The sequence below is a fragment of the Blautia sp. MSK.18.38 genome, from assembly GCF_024460535.1.
GTDB classification, from domain to species: Bacteria; Bacillota; Clostridia; order Lachnospirales; family Lachnospiraceae; genus Blautia_A; species Blautia_A fusiformis.
Genome location: NZ_JANFYP010000008.1, coordinates 60925 through 77613 on the forward strand (window position 1 = coordinate 60925; position 16689 = coordinate 77613).

General features: G+C 47.2%; 10 protein-coding genes. All 10 read right to left on the reverse strand.

All coding sequences use genetic code 11. The features are described 5' to 3' along the window. Window positions 1-4 precede the first annotated feature (4 nt). A complete protein-coding gene (locus NE638_RS06855) occupies window positions 5-2452 on the reverse strand; it encodes a glycosyltransferase family 2 protein (protein ID WP_118752906.1) in 2448 nt (815 codons plus the stop codon). Next, complete coding sequence (locus NE638_RS06860; RefSeq protein ID WP_173745935.1) at window positions 2428-8067, reverse strand: glycosyltransferase; 5640 nt, start codon at window positions 8065-8067, stop codon at window positions 2428-2430. Before NE638_RS06860 ends, NE638_RS06855 begins: the two co-directional genes overlap by 25 nt. 14 nt (window positions 8068-8081) lie before the next feature. Then, window positions 8082-9404 carry an ABC transporter ATP-binding protein gene (locus tag NE638_RS06865; RefSeq protein ID WP_173745936.1) on the reverse strand — a complete coding sequence of 441 codons (1323 nt, stop codon included), beginning with the start codon at window positions 9402-9404 and terminating at the stop codon, window positions 8082-8084. 132 nt (window positions 9405-9536) lie between these two features. Then, on the reverse strand, window positions 9537-10343 hold the full coding sequence (locus NE638_RS06870; RefSeq protein WP_015527413.1) for an ABC transporter permease: 807 nt from the start codon (window positions 10341-10343) through the stop codon (window positions 9537-9539). An 11-nt stretch (window positions 10344-10354) separates the two neighbouring features. Continuing rightward, window positions 10355-10912 (reverse strand): dTDP-4-dehydrorhamnose 3,5-epimerase, encoded by a 558-nt coding sequence (gene rfbC, locus NE638_RS06875; RefSeq protein WP_173745937.1) that lies wholly within the window; start codon window positions 10910-10912, stop codon window positions 10355-10357. A 27-nt stretch (window positions 10913-10939) separates the two neighbouring features. Beyond that, window positions 10940-12256, reverse strand: a complete 1317-nt coding sequence (locus NE638_RS06880) for a D-alanyl-D-alanine carboxypeptidase family protein (RefSeq protein ID WP_173745938.1) — start codon at window positions 12254-12256, stop codon at window positions 10940-10942. Between the two features lie 18 nt (window positions 12257-12274). Beyond that, the gene (gene rffA / locus NE638_RS06885) at window positions 12275-13405 is read right to left on the reverse strand and encodes a dTDP-4-amino-4,6-dideoxygalactose transaminase (RefSeq protein ID WP_015527415.1); all 1131 of its coding nucleotides are present in this window, start codon (window positions 13403-13405) and stop codon (window positions 12275-12277) included. 88 nt (window positions 13406-13493) lie between these two features. Further along, window positions 13494-14786 (reverse strand): ATP-grasp domain-containing protein, encoded by a 1293-nt coding sequence (locus NE638_RS06890; RefSeq protein WP_147602825.1) that lies wholly within the window; start codon window positions 14784-14786, stop codon window positions 13494-13496. After that, window positions 14783-15754 carry a hypothetical protein gene (locus tag NE638_RS06895; protein WP_173745939.1) on the reverse strand — a complete coding sequence of 324 codons (972 nt, stop codon included), beginning with the start codon at window positions 15752-15754 and terminating at the stop codon, window positions 14783-14785. The genes NE638_RS06890 and NE638_RS06895 overlap by 4 nt, the downstream gene beginning before the upstream one ends. Next, on the reverse strand, window positions 15754-16686 hold the full coding sequence (locus NE638_RS06900) for a glycosyltransferase family 2 protein (protein ID WP_129975792.1): 933 nt from the start codon (window positions 16684-16686) through the stop codon (window positions 15754-15756). The genes NE638_RS06895 and NE638_RS06900 overlap by 1 nt, the downstream gene beginning before the upstream one ends. Window positions 16687-16689: the final 3 nt, after the last annotated feature.

Genomic DNA, 16689 nt, shown 5'->3' on the forward strand with positions numbered 1-16689 from the left:
CCTCCTATATCCGCTTCAGAGAGAAATCCTGGCTCTCCAGTGTAAGGTTCGGATTATAGTAAGGATCTCCGTCACGGAGGATCTCCGGCCAGTGCTTCTCAAAGGAAGCGATCTCGCGGTTAAATCTTGCCACCTTCTCCGGTGTATCCTCAAGACCTCTGGATTTGGATTCATAGTGATAAAGCTCCGCATAAGGATTGTATACAACCAGATATCCGGCTTTTCCCAGACGAAGGCAGAAATCTATGTCATTAAAGGCAACCTGAAATTCCTCACTTAATCCGTGAACCTTATCAAAGGCCTCACGCTTCACCATCATGCAGGCTGCGGTTACAGCGCTGTAATCCTGGGCACAGATGATCCTGTGGCAGTATCCGGTAGCGTCTCTCTTCTGCTGCACAAAGCAGTGTCCCGCAATGCCGCCGAAGCCAACGACTACTCCTGCATGCTGCACGGTATCATCCTCATAATAGAGCCGCGCTCCTACAGCTCCCACATCCGGTCTCATACAGTATCCCAGAAGCTGCTCCAGACAGTCCGGGCTGATGATCTCCGTATCATTGTTGAGAAGAAGCAGATAGTCACCCTTAGCATGAGCAGCTCCGAAATTATTGATGGCAGAATAGTTGAAAATACCATCCCAGTACACCACATGGGCTTTCGGATTGGATGCTTCTAGCTCTTTATAGTAAGCAAAGGTCTCATCCTCCGTACTGTTGTTCTCTACGATCACATACTCATAATTGCGGTAAGTTGCCTTTTCTTCAATGGAATCAATACATCTCTTCAGATCATCGATGTGATCCTTGTTTGGGATGATGATGGAGATCAGCGGTTTTTCCTCCCAGAGGAATTTTGTACGGTAAAGTCCAAGATATTCACCCTTTTCGATTTCCACCGGAACTCCGAGCCTGTCATAATGAGCCTTGATGGCACGTGCTCCTGCATCAAAGGCATACATCTTGCTTTCCGGATTCTCTGCTGTGGAATCCTCATGGCATCTCCAGTGATAAAGGATCCTGGGGATATGATGGATCTGCTCTCTTCCCGCAGCTTCCACACAGCGGAACACAAAATCATAATCCTGTGCACCGTCAAATTCCTTTTTCAGCATTCCGATCTGATCCACGATTTCTTTTTTTACGACAAAAAGATGACAGATGTAGTTTACTGTACACAAAAGATCAATATTGAAGTCCGGTTTGAAATGCGGCTGAAAGAATTTGTGCCCGTCCATGGACATCTTATCTTCATCGGAATACAGAACCTTAAGCTCCGGATCCTCATTCAGCGCTTTCACACACCGGAACAAGGCGTCCGGCGTCAGCTCATCATCATGATCTGCAAACACGATAAAATCTCCTGTTGCCGCTTTCATGGCCGCATTGGTATTCTCTGCGATCTGAAGTGCCTGGTCGTTGCGGATCACACGGATCCTGTCATCACTTTTTTCCAGCCTGTTCAGATAATCGGTAAGAGGAGAATCTGCTCCGCTTCCGTCGGAAAGACAAAGCTCCCAGTTCCCGTAGGTCTGGGCTTCTATGGAATCTACCAGCTGCTGTAGATATTTTTCCGGTGTTTTGTAAAGCGGGATCACAATACTGAATTTTGGATTCCTGGAAAATTTCGTTTTTCTTTCTTCTGCAAGCTCTGCCTTGTCCGGCAGATGCTTCACGATCCATTTGGAATAATCCACCGGACGGTTTTTACGGTCCAGCACCTTTCCAAATACCTTTCCGGTAAGGGCTGCTGCCCCGTGAAGCTTCATGTAACGGCTTCCCTTACGGAAATATACCGCAGCTTTCTCCGCAAGGCGCTTCTGTGGCTGCAGATGTACCAGACGAAGCGTCCGCACATTGCCTGCCTCAAATACAATGTAGAATTCCTTCACACTGTCATAATGGAATTCAAAGAAAAAACCGCTCTTCTCATCGATTTCTGTTTCCTGGTACTGATTCTGTACATCCACACGTTTCAGTCTGGTGATCTCGCAGGGGATTTCCTTCCGGCTGCGATCCTCCAGGCGTATGGTCAGGGGGCTGTTAAAAGCTGCCCAGCCACGGACACGGCAGATCTTTTCCCCGGCTTCCACCTCGATACTCTCGATAAAGTACTGCGGTTTTCCCTGTTTCCTGTAAAGCTGTGCTGCCGAAACAGAAAACCACCGGACACGTTTTTCACCCTTTACCGCATAAACAACAAGCTTCTTTTTGCCCTCCAGATCCGGCAGGCAGATTTCCATCTGCACACGTTCTCCGTTTACCAGATCCAGATCCTTAAAGCGCTCCAGGGCGCTGACACGCTCCTGGGCACTGATGGCTGCCGGAAGCTTTTCCCCGTCAAGAACGGCTTCCGGCTTATGATCCTTCGGCCAGGTTCCCTGAAGGTGATACAGAGAACTGTCCTTCAGGTCAAACCTGTCCTTTTCTACTTCGTATAGCTCTCGCTGCATAACAATTCCTCCATTGCATCCTTTCCGGTATTTACTGTAAGGTAATGTTCCATAACCTTCTGATGTGCGGCCTCACCCATGGCTTTTCTGGCCTTCTCATCAGTAACCAGAGCTTCCAGGGCATTGACCCACTCTTCTTTTGTGGTGCACATCCAGCCATCTTTTCCGTTTTCGACCACGTATTCCATCTCACAGTTACGGCTCATGACACTCGGAACCTTTACAAGGGCAGCCTCTGTCCACTTATTCTCGGATTTACACCAGTGGAACAGGCTGTTCTCCAGCGGCATCAGATTGATATCAAGTCCTGCGATCACGGCAGGCAGCTGTCTCCAGTCCATAAACGGAAGCTTCTCGATGCGGTTCTGTACCGGCTCCATTCCGGATTCATCCAGCACACCCACCAGCTTCAGGTAAACCTCCGGGTGGCGCTCCATCACCTCCAGAAGTGCTGCCTCCACCTGGGCAAAATCCTGATCATGGGTTTTGGAACCACTTAAATATCCGATATAGATCCGGTCTTTAGCCTTGTCTGTCTGCTCCACAGCCTCGTGAGACAGGATCTCCATCTCCATACTCATACAGTTGCGGTTGATCACCACCGGTTTTTCCGGAAATTCTTCCCGGATCTCTCCTGCCAGTGTCTCCGTGGATGTAAAATATCCGTCGCAGAATCCCATACATCCGCGGATACGGTCTGTAGTTGTGCGGAAGTCACTGTACTCGCTTCCCTTCAGGAAATGCAGCCCGGAAATTTTTTCGTAATTAAATACCAGGTCATCCACATCATAGTAAACAGGGATTCCGGCTGCTTTCGCCCGGTTGTCAAGCAGTTCTGCTTCCATCAGCTTGCTGCAGCGGTACATCACGATCGCTGTATATTCCTCGATCTTTTCCTGCTCTGCCTGGTCTATCTGGATAAACTTCGATGCATAGCCTTTAAGGATCAGCTGCTCCCGGAAATGCTCCACACGATATCTGGAAGCAAAGGAAATCTCCTCTCCTACGAAAAGAAGCCTGCGTTTTTCCACAGGGAGCTCACTTTCGCCGAGAGTTTTCCACAGAGAAATCATCTCTTCCACAATATTCTCCGGCTTCTCATCTTTCAGGACAAGGCCCTTGGCATAGCGTTTCACACGTTCTACAGGTGCACCTACCGGAAGTACCGCTACCGGAAATCCCATGGAAATGATCTCCGAGGTTGTGTAGGAGAAGGTCTCCGGCCATACGGACGGGATCAGGAACATATCAATATCCTGCTCCAGGGTAAGTCTTGGGATCTCCTCTCTTGTATATCTTCCTGTCTGGGAAAATACCGGACTTTCGATCTCTTCGTCGGAAGTACCGATCAGTCTCAGACGGATATTCAGTTCATTCTCTTCGATATATCCTGCAAGCGCCTTCACAACCTCCAGGCCTTTTTTGTAGCAGAGTACGCCGATAAGACCAATGTTAAAGGTCTCTGTGGTTTTTTTATTTTTTTTCACTGCCGGAAGGTAATGGGGTGCATGCGGGATCACATGGAGATTGTATACATCCGGATAAGCACGCTTGAACAGCCTTGCCGTATCATCGGAAAATGCACGGATCTCATCACAGTTTGACAGAAATTCCCGGAATTTTGTACGCCAGAGCGTTCCGGTTCCGTATTCTGTGCAGGCATTGCTGCGGTTATCCGGAATACATTTATCGCAGACCTCACAGGATGGAACACCACAGTATTTTCCTTCTGCATCGATCAGATTCACTGCCGGGCAAAGGGCAAAGAAATCATGAAGAAGCATAAGGAGCTTCGCACCCTGCTCTCTCTTAAGACGCAGGATACGTTCCAGGGTTCCGTAAATATTCTGATAGGTCACAAGCTCGTTGATCCAGATCTCATCCACACGCATCAGCTCACCAAGGGCAGTTTCCAGATCATTTGCAAAAAATTCCATCTCATACTGCTTATACTGATACGTAAAGTAAAAACGATTGCTTACGATATTATAGCGGATGGTCACAAAACGGTATCCTTCCCGCAGAGCCAGACGTCTTTTCTCCACAAGATAAGCCGTTGCACCGCCGCCAAGATCATGGTCAAAAGCCACAATGGTAGGCACATCCAGCTTCCTGTTGAGAAGCTTCATTTCCACGTAGAGTCTTACTGGACGAAGCGGGTCTCTTCTGCAGTAATCCGCAGTATCCTTGTTGTAATCCGGATGCTTGCGGAGCAGCGCCTCACTGTGCTCTTTCAGAAGTCTCTGCTTTTCCTCAGACGGGAAGCTTCCACCATGCTTGTGATATACAAACAGGTTATCCACATGCACGTTCTCATAGCCTGCAGCTATGGCACGCTGGCACCAGTCATTCTCCTCACCGTAGCCTTTTCCGAAATTCTCCTCATCCAGAAGGCCAACCTCCTGGATCGCTTTCAGGTTCATACCCATGCAGAAGCCCACACCGGTAGGCATAGCCGGATACTGCGGACGGATCATGCGGAATTCATCATCGATCTCCCACAGCGGCATTCCCTCAAACAGTTTGTTATCCCGGCAGAAATCCGGGAAGCTGCAGATGGTTCCGCAGGTGGTAAACGGTGTAGTGGTTGCAATATTTTCCTTTGCAAAGATCGGAAGCATCAGGCGCTCCAGCCACTCTTCCGGAACCTCCACATCTGTATTTACAAGAGCCACATGATTTTCCGCCATCTTTAATCCACGGTTTACAGACGGAAGAAAGCCCATATTGGTCTCATTATTCAGAAGTACCACATTGTCATGCTCTGCGGCATATTTTTCCAGATAGTTTCCTACCTCAGGATCCGGGCTCTTGTCATTTACGAGGATCAGACGATAAGGAACCTTCGTCTTTTCAATTCCGGAAAACAGGGCATCAAAATACTCCAGTCCGTTGTAAACCGGCACGATCACATCCACCTTCTGCTGATAGACTGCCTGTGGATATGCCTTTCTCGTGCTGCGTACATGACGCTGTTTGAAATGGCGGAGATTTCCGATACTCTTCGGATCTTCGATCGCGTATACCAGAAGCTCTTTCTGATCCCTGGTTCCCGGGATCTTTCCGATAAGGAATCTTCCGGTATCCGCTGCGGTTCCGTATTCCAGGAAAACAGAAGTCTCTGCCGGCGCAAGAACCGTTGCCAGGAAAGAAAATCCGGCACTTTCCGCATCCGGATTTCCAATGGCATTAGCCACATCCGTACGGTAGATCGTAGTACAGGAAGCCTCCTGAAGCTTCTGTGTTCCCTGATAAAATACGATCCTTGGCTGTCCCATAGACGCAAACGTCGGATCAAAGGCCCAGCCAATGGCATTTAAGGTGCCATTCTCATAATGGAAGAAATCAACACTGCCCATACAGGTAGGAGTTGTCTCCACTCCCATCACTGCTGCCGGCTCTGTATGATAACGAAGAACTTTTTTGACCAGTTTCTTTACCTGCGCTTTTTTGCCTGGATGACGAAGGGCCTCTTCCTGCGCACGGGCTGCTTCCTCTGCTGCCTGCTTTGCGGCACGTTCAGCTTCTTTTCTGACACGCTCCTGTTCTCTGCGTACTTCCCGCTCTTTTTCAAAGGCCAGAAGCTTTTCCACATCCGGAAGCTCAAGGCAGTCAAGTTTTCCCTCTATTACGATCCTGTCCACATTTTCCGGGTGCGTAACATCGATAAGATAAAAGCCATCGGTGGTAAAAAACGCAGTGGTACTGTTATCCACCTTCATATGGACACCCTGAGGCACAAGCTCCGCACTGCATCCGCAATCCAGACGCTCTATCCTCACTTTCAGGAAATGACCGTTTGCAGGATTCCAGCGGAGATTGCGTATTCCTTTGATACCGGAAAGCGCAAACTCTACCCGGAAACGGTTTCCGGAAAGTTTTCCCTCTGCATAAAGTGTATGCTCTTCACAGAATCCCTCACCAAGATCATAGTATATCTTGCTGTGCATCTGGTGCTTTTCTCTTTCTCTGTTCACCAGCTCTGTTACGGAAACCGGCACCTTTTTCTGTTCAAACGGGATCAGGGAACCACAGCCCACATACTCATAGACGAAATGCATGGTCCAATCCATAAATATCTCATAGTCTGTATAGCTGATGTCAAACTCCGCCATCATCTCATCCTCATGACATAACCGCGGCAGCTCAGAAATATGTGTATACAGTTCATGGATCAGGCGCCACATGATAAAATTCACAGGCACAGGGAAATCAAACATCCACTCATAATCTATGATCTGATTTTCCTTTTCTCCCATAAAGATGTTGCTGCAGATCAGGTCCACATTGGCCGGGCAGACACATTCGTAATCCTCTCTTCCCGGATGATCACCAAATACCTCGCGGAACTCTCCAGTCCTGTAATCCGCAGCCTGACGAGCCCCGAAAAATTCCTGATAGAATTTTTTAAGAAGGGCCTTGATCTCTTCAAGATCTTCTTTATGGGCAAGCTCTGCGATTTCCTGATGAAGAGTTTTTCCAGTAAGGAGCGGATAAGAGATCTTTCCGTTTTCTGCCCTGCAGGGAAGATTCTTGTATTTATCGGATCCGGTACTCTCTGTTCCGGTTTTTTCCAGTTTTTCCACAAATTCCTCAGCCTGGGGCACCATAGCCTCTTTTTCCGCACGGACCTCTCCGTTCTCCCGGACGATCCTGGTCAGAAGACGGAACTTTTCTTTTCGCTCCTGGTTCAGCTTCACATAAAGGATTTCCTCCGGGTCCTGATTCTCGGTACGTCCTGCCTCCACAAGAAAAGAATTCACAAAGCTGTCCAGGATCTTCTCTTTTTCGAAGGCCTTTACGCCTTCACTTTCTGCAAAAAGATCTGCTGTCTTATCTGTGTATACAGGATAGCTTCTTCCGTAGGAATTGGTATAAAGGCTCTCATCTGTAAAAATCTCTGTCGGAAATTTATAATCCGGATACGGGTAGTAAAAGCGCAGAAAAGGAAAGCCGCTGTTTTCCAGCAGCTCTCCCAGTTCATTCTTGGAAAAGGTGCGCACAGACTGATTTCCCGGATATCCATTGATCCCGAAAAAGTGAAGATCTGTGTGATCCTCCGGTGCTCCGGCAAAGTACTTCAATCCCAGTCTGTTCTCAATGGCAATCAGAAGTCTTCCCTCCGGCTTCAGATAAGCGCCCATACGCTGAAGAAATGTCTCGTAAGGAGTTTTTCCCTCGGTAAAGCTCATGGCATACTCCAGCACACCGTTTACTACCACATAGTCGAATTTTTCTGGAAAAGTCATGTCATTCAGGTTTCCAACCATGATCGTCAGATTTTCCTTATCCCTGTTTCTCGCATAATTGATATCTGCCCGACGTTTGGAAAGCTCCACGGAAGTCACATGACCGGCCTTGCGGCAAAGCATTCCGGTAATGGCTCCGCATCCGGCTCCGATCTCCAGAACGGAATCCGCCTTTTTCAGAGGATACCAGCTTAAGATATTCTCCCGCAGCCCTGAAAAATGGTAGACCATTGGAAAACTCACCTCTTCCTCCGGCAGGTCTTCAAAAGATTTGCCTTCCTGTGCCATTTTCAGAAGTGTTTCCTCGATATCCCCATCGGAATAATGATCCTTCGCCGTATAATAATCTAAATTCAACTCCGCCATAGTCGTTCCTCCACTTATTTCACAGATACTTTGGAAAACAGATCAAAATATCCCACTGCTTTCTTATCTGTGATCACGGTCAGGTTACACACATCGTAAAGACGATGAAATACGGTAAAATCGCCGTCTTTATATCCGGTGCAGCCCAGACACAGCATATATTCCCCTGCCTCCAGAGGCATCACCTGTTTGAAGGTGATCTCACGGACATCGCCTGCCTTCTGCGGTTTCAGAGGCGTATGTTCATACATGGTATTGGTTCCTGTGATCTCGGTACCTTTCAGATCTTTCAGGGTAAATGCAAAGATCGGATCGCTGACATCTGCCTGGAACTTCACTTTCATCTGAACGGAAAATTCCTTGCCTTTTTCGATCACATTGGTGATCATACCTGTATCATCCCGGATGGCAAAATCCACGATCTCGCCAAGCTTACTGCCGTATTCCAGGACCTTGGGATTCAGGTTCAGGCTGTCCTTCATAGCTTTACCGCTTCCGGTATGTGCTTTCAGTGAAACGTCTGCTCTGGCTGCCTGGTTCTCCGTCGTCTGTCCCTCTTCTGCATCGTCTGTGTTTTCTTCCAGATCTGCATCGTCATACTGATTGACCAGCACACGACGGTAAAGATTGACCATCTCCTTGGCACCACCCTCTGCAAGCTTCTCACCTTTGTTTAGAAGTACAACACGGTCACAGTATTTTCCGATGCTGCTCAGGTCATGGCTAACAAACAGAATGGTCTTCCCCATTTCCTTGAACTCTTCGAACTTCCGGTAACATTTTGCCTGGAAAAATACATCTCCCACGGAAAGAGCCTCATCAACGATCAGGATCTCCGGATCGATATTGATAGCTACCGCAAAAGCCAGACGCACGAACATACCACTGGAGTATGTTTTTACCGGCTGATAGATAAAATCACCGATATCTGCAAAATCCAGAATAGACTGCAGCTTGGCATCGATCTCTTCCCTGGAAAAACCGATCATGCTTCCGTTGAGATATACATTTTCAAGTCCGGAATATTCTCCGTTAAATCCGGCTCCCAGCTCCAGAAGCGCTGAAATCCTTCCGTTTACGGCTATTTCTCCGGCCGTAGGCGAAAGTACGCCGGTGATGATCTTCAGGATCGTGGATTTACCAGAACCATTTGTTCCGATAATTCCCACTGTTTCTCCCTTATGCACCTGAAAGGATACATGGTTGAGCGCATAATGCTCTTTATATTTCTTTTTTCTGGATAATCCCAGGGACTCCTTAAGACGATCCATAGGATTATCGTAAAGCTTGTACATCTTACTGACATCATTTACTGAAATCGCAATATCTTCTGCCATTTTCAACCTCACTTTTGTGTAAATCGTTCACTCTCACAATCTGCCGCCGTTCTGCTTTTTATCCTTACAGAGCAAATCCCCCATGGGAACTGTCCGGTCCGGATCAGGCGGATATCCGCCATCCGCATTCAATTAAAGCACATCTGCAAAATGCGGCTTCAGACGTTTGAATATCACAGATCCCAGTCCGAAAAGCAGGATCGTAACTACCCAGAAATAGATCGTCCATGAAGCATGGTTCCAGATCCCGATATGACCAAGCATGGAATCACGGTAGCCCGTAACTACATAGTACATCGGATTCAGCTTAAACAGCTTGATCAGCCATGGATGTGAAGAAAGCATATTGATATCCCACATGATCGGTGTAAGCCATACACCCACCTGAAGAAAAATACTGATGATCTGGGTCAGATCACGGAAAAAAATGACGATCGCACTTGTAGCATACACGAGTCCCAGTACAAAAAGGAAGGTGCAGACAGAGTAATAAATGATCTGCAATGTATAAAGGCTTGGTGTATATCCGTAGCATGCACATAAGATCAGCGCAAAGGCCACAAAGAAAACATGCACGAAAAGTGCGGAGATGATCTTTACGATGGGAAGGATGCTGATCTTGAATACAACCTTCTTCACAAGATAATTGTATTCAATCAGGGCATTGGTTCCACCGTTTAATGCATCCTGGAAGAAAAACCACGGCACGATACCGGATACCAGATAGAGTACAAAAGGGTAATCCGATACCGTTCCGGCCTTCAGTCCTACGGAAAATACAAACCAGTAGACCAGGATCGTTACGATAGGCTGGATAAATGCCCAGACAATACCAAGATAGGATCCTGCATATTTTGTTTTGAAATCATTTTTTGCAAGGCTTAAAACCAGCTTTCGATTCTGGTACAGCTCCGCCGGCAAAGCTAATATTTTCTTCATTCTGCAATTCCCTATCGATTCTTATATTCCTCGAAGCTTCCCCACTTCTGGTCCTTGTCGGAGAAAATAAGCTCCATGCCTTCCGGGATCGGCCACTCAACGTTAATGTCCTTGTCATTCCAGATCAGTCCGCCCTCATCGTTTGGATGATAGAAATCAGAGCACTTGTAAGTGAACTCTGCATTCTCGGAAAGTACCAGGAAGCCATGAGCAAATCCCTTAGGAATAAAGAACTGTTTCTTGTTTTCTGCGGAAAGGACTACACCATACCATTTTCCAAAGGTCTTGGAGCCTTCACGAAGGTCAACCGCAACATCAAACACTTCTCCGTTTACCACACGTACCAGCTTGTCCTGGGGATAGCTGATCTGGAAATGAAGTCCGCGGAGAACACCGTAACGGGAGCTGGACTGATTATCCTGAACGAATTCCACATCAATGCCTGCTTCCTTGAAATCGTTATAATTGTATGTTTCCATGAAATATCCTCTGGAATCACCAAATACAGTTGGCTCGATCACTTTTAATCCTTCAATATCTCCGCACTGTGTTACTCTTATTTTTCCCATTTTTTCTTTCTCCTTTTCTGTTTTGATTTATTTGTGATGTTTCTTTTCTTTTATTCTGAGAGCCGCAAGAAGGGCGATCAGGACCAGGATCATCGCTGCCATGATCATAAGAAGGATCTTACGCAGGGCAGGAATGCTCTTTTTTTCGCTGGAGTCCTCTCCGGCTGTACTCTTCTCTGTTGTTTTGCTGTTATCTTCCTCTGCTGATTCTGTGGAAGCTTCCGCTTCGGAGCTGTCCGCTTCCTGGCTGTCCTCTGTTGCAGCGGTCGGTTCCGGTACCGGTGTATCAGTTGCCTGTGCAACACTTGCGGTACCGATCAGATAATCTCCGAAATAGTAACCGGTTTCTGTTTTCCCATTGGTATTCTCTGACTTCTCGGTAAGGGAATTCAGCTCCACCCCTTTTGGAAGGAATACATAGCCGCCATTTACTTCTGTTTTTGTGAAATTCTCAAATGCGTAATTAAACATAGCTGTACTGTCCATACAGGAATTGGAAAGCTCTGTTCCACGCATGGTCACTGCAATATATGTGGTATTATCTCTGGTCACTCCTGTGACAAGTGTATGCCCTGCCGCAACGGTAGTTCCGGTTTTTCCGCCAATGCAGCCTTCATAGTAAAATCCGCTTTCCGGTGCAAACATAGGATGATGGGTATGCAGGATCCTCTGCTGGCTGTTCATATTTGTAGGCTGGATGATATAGTCCGGTGTGCCCACAACCGTACGGAATGTTTCATTTTTCAGGCCTTCTCGGAAGATCAGCGCCATATCCCGCGCAGAAGAATAATGATTATCATCCGGAAGTCCGCTGGAATTTGCAAAATGTGTATTGGTACATCCGATCTCACTGGCGCGCTGGTTCATCATATCGATAAATGCCTGCTCTGTCCCGCCGATATGCTCTGCGATCTGTGCCGCAACGTCATTGGCAGACTGGATGATCAGAGCATGAAGACAATCCTCCATAGTCAGGACTTCGCCCACCTTTGTGCCGATATTACTGGAATCTGCCGTAACATTACGCACCCCGGTCTCTGTAAAGGTCACCTTCTCATCCATGGTGGAGTTCTCCACTGCCACCAGCAAGGTCATGATCTTGGTAATGCTGGCCGGATATCTCTGTTCATCTCCGCCCTTGTTATAAAGAACAACTCCTGTGTCTGCATCCATCAGGATACCGGTATCTGAGGTAATATCCGGTCCTGCCGGCCATCCCTGGATCTGGTTGGTGCTGATATCATATTTCGCATTCAGATCCACTGCAGCCATGGTCTGTAACGGCAGCATCAACGCCACACTGACTGCTGCGAAAACTGCCAGTAATTTTTTTGTTTTTTTCATAGCTCTCCCCTTCTTCTGTTAAAACCCGTCAAAGGAAGCAATCGCATCCACAACTCTCTTCGCATCCTCCATATCCAGATTATAGAACATGGGCAGTCGCATAAGACGCTCGCTTTCTTTTGTAGTATAAACATCTTCTCCGGAAAATCTTCCGAATTTTTTTCCTGCCGGTGCGGAATGAAGGGGTACATAATGGAACACACTGCAGATATCCTTTTCGCGGAGATATTTCAGAAGCCTTGTGCGTACCTGAATATCATGTACCTTAATGTAGTACATATGTGCATTATGTGTGCATTCTTCCGGTACATAAGGCTGCTGGATCTTTCCTTCCTCCGCCAGAAATCTAAGGTTCTCATTGTAAAAATCATAGATCTGCATCCGCTTATCGCTGATCTTCTTATGCTGCTCCAGCTGGGCATAAAGATATGCCGCATTCAATTCGCTCGGAAGATAGGATGATCCATAATCCATCCAGCGGTATTTATCTACCTGACCACGGAAAAACTTACTGCGGTCCGTTCCTTTTTCTCTCAGGATCTCTGCCTTCTCAAGGTACTGATCCCCGTTGAACAGGATCGCACCGCCCTCTCCCATGGTATAGTTCTTAGTTTCATGGAAGCTGTAGCAGCCAAAATCTCCAATGGTACCAAGGGCTTTTCCCTTATAGTAGGCATCCACACCCTGGGCCGCGTCTTCCACTACCTTCAGATCATGTCTTCCGGCAATCTCCATGATCGTGTCCATCTCACAGGCTACTCCTGCATAATGGACCGGAACGATCGCGCGGGTCTTATCTGTGATTGCCTGTTCGATCAGCTTCTCATCAATATTCATGGTATCCGGCCGGATATCCACAAATACGATCCTTGCACCGCGAAGCACAAATGCATCTGCCGTTGATACAAAAGTATAAGACGGCATGATCACCTCATCGCCAGGCTGGATATCTGCCAGAAAAGCAGCCATCTCCAGTGCATGGGTACAGGAGGTTGTCAGCATCACATGACCCACATGAAAGCGCTCTTCCATCCATGCAGAACATTTCTTCGTGTAGATCCCGTCGCCGCAGAGCATTCCCCGTTCTACTGCGTCACGGATGTACTCAAATTCCTTACCTGTAAACGCAGGTCTGTTAAAATCAATCATGTATTTCCTCTTTATTTCTTATTCTTCATGGTTTTTCTACATTAACTGCACATTTCATTTTCTCACACTCATGTTGTAAATTCAATGCCTATTTTTCTGCCGGTGCATAATCTGGGATCTGATTATGGTATGCCACCTCCTGGCCGTTGGGATCCAGAATATGCATTTCCTCATAAAACTCTTCTGTGAGAAGATCCATTTCCTTACGATTCTCTGTTTTTACATAATATAATGCCAGATACGGATTAGGACCATGCTCAATGACCTTCTCTCCTTCCTGATAAAAGATCCAGGGCTTTTCCACCTGTTCTTTCTCTCCCAGCCGGACTGCCGCAGACTGATCCCCGATGGTAAGAAGCCTTCCCTGAAAATAAATGACAGCTCCACAGCACTGTGGTTTATGAACATCGTGTTCTGCCAGCATTTTTTCCAGCTTATCCGGATCATAGAGAGATGCAAGAAGAAGCTCTTCCATATTAAATCCATAGACCATATCGGTCAATTCATGCTCATATCCGAAAAATCGTGCGGCGATCTCGCAGACCTGGATACCTTCTCCCGGCTTCCAGAAAAACTGCATGGAAAGGGCTCCGTCTTTCTGACCGGTTCTGTCCGCATATGCCTGAAGAAGTTCTGTGGCAGGCTTTTCAACTTTTGACAATAATCTGGAAGGATACACATTTCTTGTGCTGATGGGGATCTCCCCTTTGGCAACAAATGTCTTTTCACGGTCTGCAATACTGATCACATGGACCTTTCCATGCTGCACCCAGGTCATCATATTGAATTCATAGCCATCGTTATATTCTTCCACCAAAATCTCCGGCATATCAGAAAATCCTGCTGTTTTTTCTGCCCCGTTTATCAGCTCCTCCAGATCTTCGGATATATAGATCCCGCGGGAGCCGTATTTATCCAGTGGCTTGCTGACTACCGGATAACGAAGTCCCTCAAGCAGCTCTTTCAGCTGAGTTCTTTTGGACCTGTCTTTAAAATATGCAATCGGGATTTTTCGAAAGCCCGGAGTGGGAAGTCCCAGTTCAGTAAGCAGTGCTCTGGTCGCTGATTTATCACGATACCAGGGAAGCTGCTCCGGTTTCAGATAACAGGGGATTCCTGCCCGGTCCGCGATCTTTACCATACATTCCAGAAGAAGGTCGGAAAAGGATGTGATGATCCCATCGATCTCTTTTTCCCAGCAGAGACAGGCGATCCGTTCCGTATCTGTTACCGGGATCTGAAATGCCTCATCTGCAAATTTTCTTGCCGGACCATCCGGATATCCGTCGCAGACAATGGTGTAGTATCCTTTTTCGCGGGCCTTCTGCACCAGCTGCTCAAATTCTCCCAACGTTCCCAGTATCAGCAATCTGTGTTTCATGATTCCGTTTCCTCCCATTCTCTTATGGAATCCGCGATATACTGCATTTCTTCTGCCCCGTATCTCTGGTCACAGGGAAGCGGCAGCACATTGGCAGCCCAGTCATATTCCATGGTATCCCTGTCAAATTCTTCCAGGATATTGCGCCAGTTTGTCGGCACAAAAATCTTCCGACCTGCCAGCCAGCGTCGAAGCTCTAATCCGTTCTTATGATAATACGGATAGGCAAACGGTCCCTCCGGCACCTCCCCTGTAAAAGCATTCCTTGAAGGAAGAAGCTGCGACAGCAGACGGTAGTTCTGTTCTCTTCTTGTTTTGATACCGGAATAATCCATAGTCCTGAGGAGGTTTCCGGTCAGACGGGACATTCGGCGGATCTCCATCTCATGATAATTTGCTGCATTATCCAGCATTTTCTGATAGAAGGTTCCGGCATCATATTCATAACGTCCCAGAATATGCTCCATTCTTCCCATGGAATGGTCCAGAGGCTTCTTTTCCGGTTCCAGTTCCGCATCGGTAGACAGATATGCTCCGTCACTAACTCCGAGAAATTTTCTGCAGGAGTACAGAGTGTCCACACCCGGCAGCGGCTTCTGAAAAAACGCATGCGTATGATCCACAATGATATTTCCATAGATTTTTTTATATTTCCGGATCTTATCATCGGTAAGCTGTCCATAATAATTTACCAGATACAGATATTCTCCTTCCGGAAGCGTTCTCTCCTCAAGGATCGGATGCAGACCTTCATCCATATGATAAAATTCGATTTCTGCCCCGGATTTCTCACAGGCACCGGTTACGGAATCGCAGAGAAAAAATGGCATGTAGATCTTTTTGCACCTGCGTGCTTCCATCAGCCACAAAAGCGCTGTTCTTCCGAGATTCACGCCGCAGAGATCCGGATAGTATTCCTGTCCCGCCGGTTCTTCCAGTTCCAGATAGCCGCCGATCTCTTTTTTCATCAGTCTGTCTCCTCCTGACGGATCACATAGTGCGGCATCTTTTTGGCCTCATTGAGAATATTCATGAGATAAATACCGATGATCCCGATCGAAAGCAATGTCAGTCCGAAAAATGCCAGTATCACAAGCATCAGAGATGTCCAGCCTTCTACTGAGATCCCGCACAGAAAATATCTCACCAGATAATAGATCCCCAGTAAAAAGCTTACCAGAAAACTGGCAATGCCGATGTTTCGCACCATAAGCAACGGAAATGCCGTATGGGCAGTAATATCATAGATGAGATCCTTCACAAGGCGGCGAAAAGAATATCCGCTCTTTCCATATGCACGTGCTGCATGCTGCACCGGAACATTGATGATACGGTTGGAGCTTAAAACCAGAAGATTTCCAATCTGCGGAAGATATGTATTGGTCTTCAGCATGGCTTCCACCAGAAAACGGCGGATCAGTCGATAACTGGTGATCTGAAGGTTCGGATCCTTGCCGAGCATTTTGGAAGTTGCCCATACAGACAGCTTTGTGCCCAGCTTCCGGATCAGATTATGCTTACGTCCTTCATAGCTTGCGATGATCACATCCACATCGTCACGTTCCTTCATTACATTGATCATTTTGGGGAGCTCCTCAGGCTGATGCTGAAGGTCATCATCCATAGTTACGATGAACTCTCCCTTTGCGTGGGCAAATCCGCACAGAAGCGCAGGATGCTGTCCAAAATTCCTTGCCATCTGGATGATCTTGACACGGGGATCTTTTTCCCGGAGTTCTTGCATAACCGCAAAAGACCGGTCCCTGGACCCGTCATCTACAAGGATCAGTTCAAATTCTTCTTTTATCGTTTCCCGGAATACTTTTTCCAGACGGGTGTACAGTTCCTGCAGCGTATGTTCTGAATTGTATACAGGAACAACCACTGAATATAAACACATATC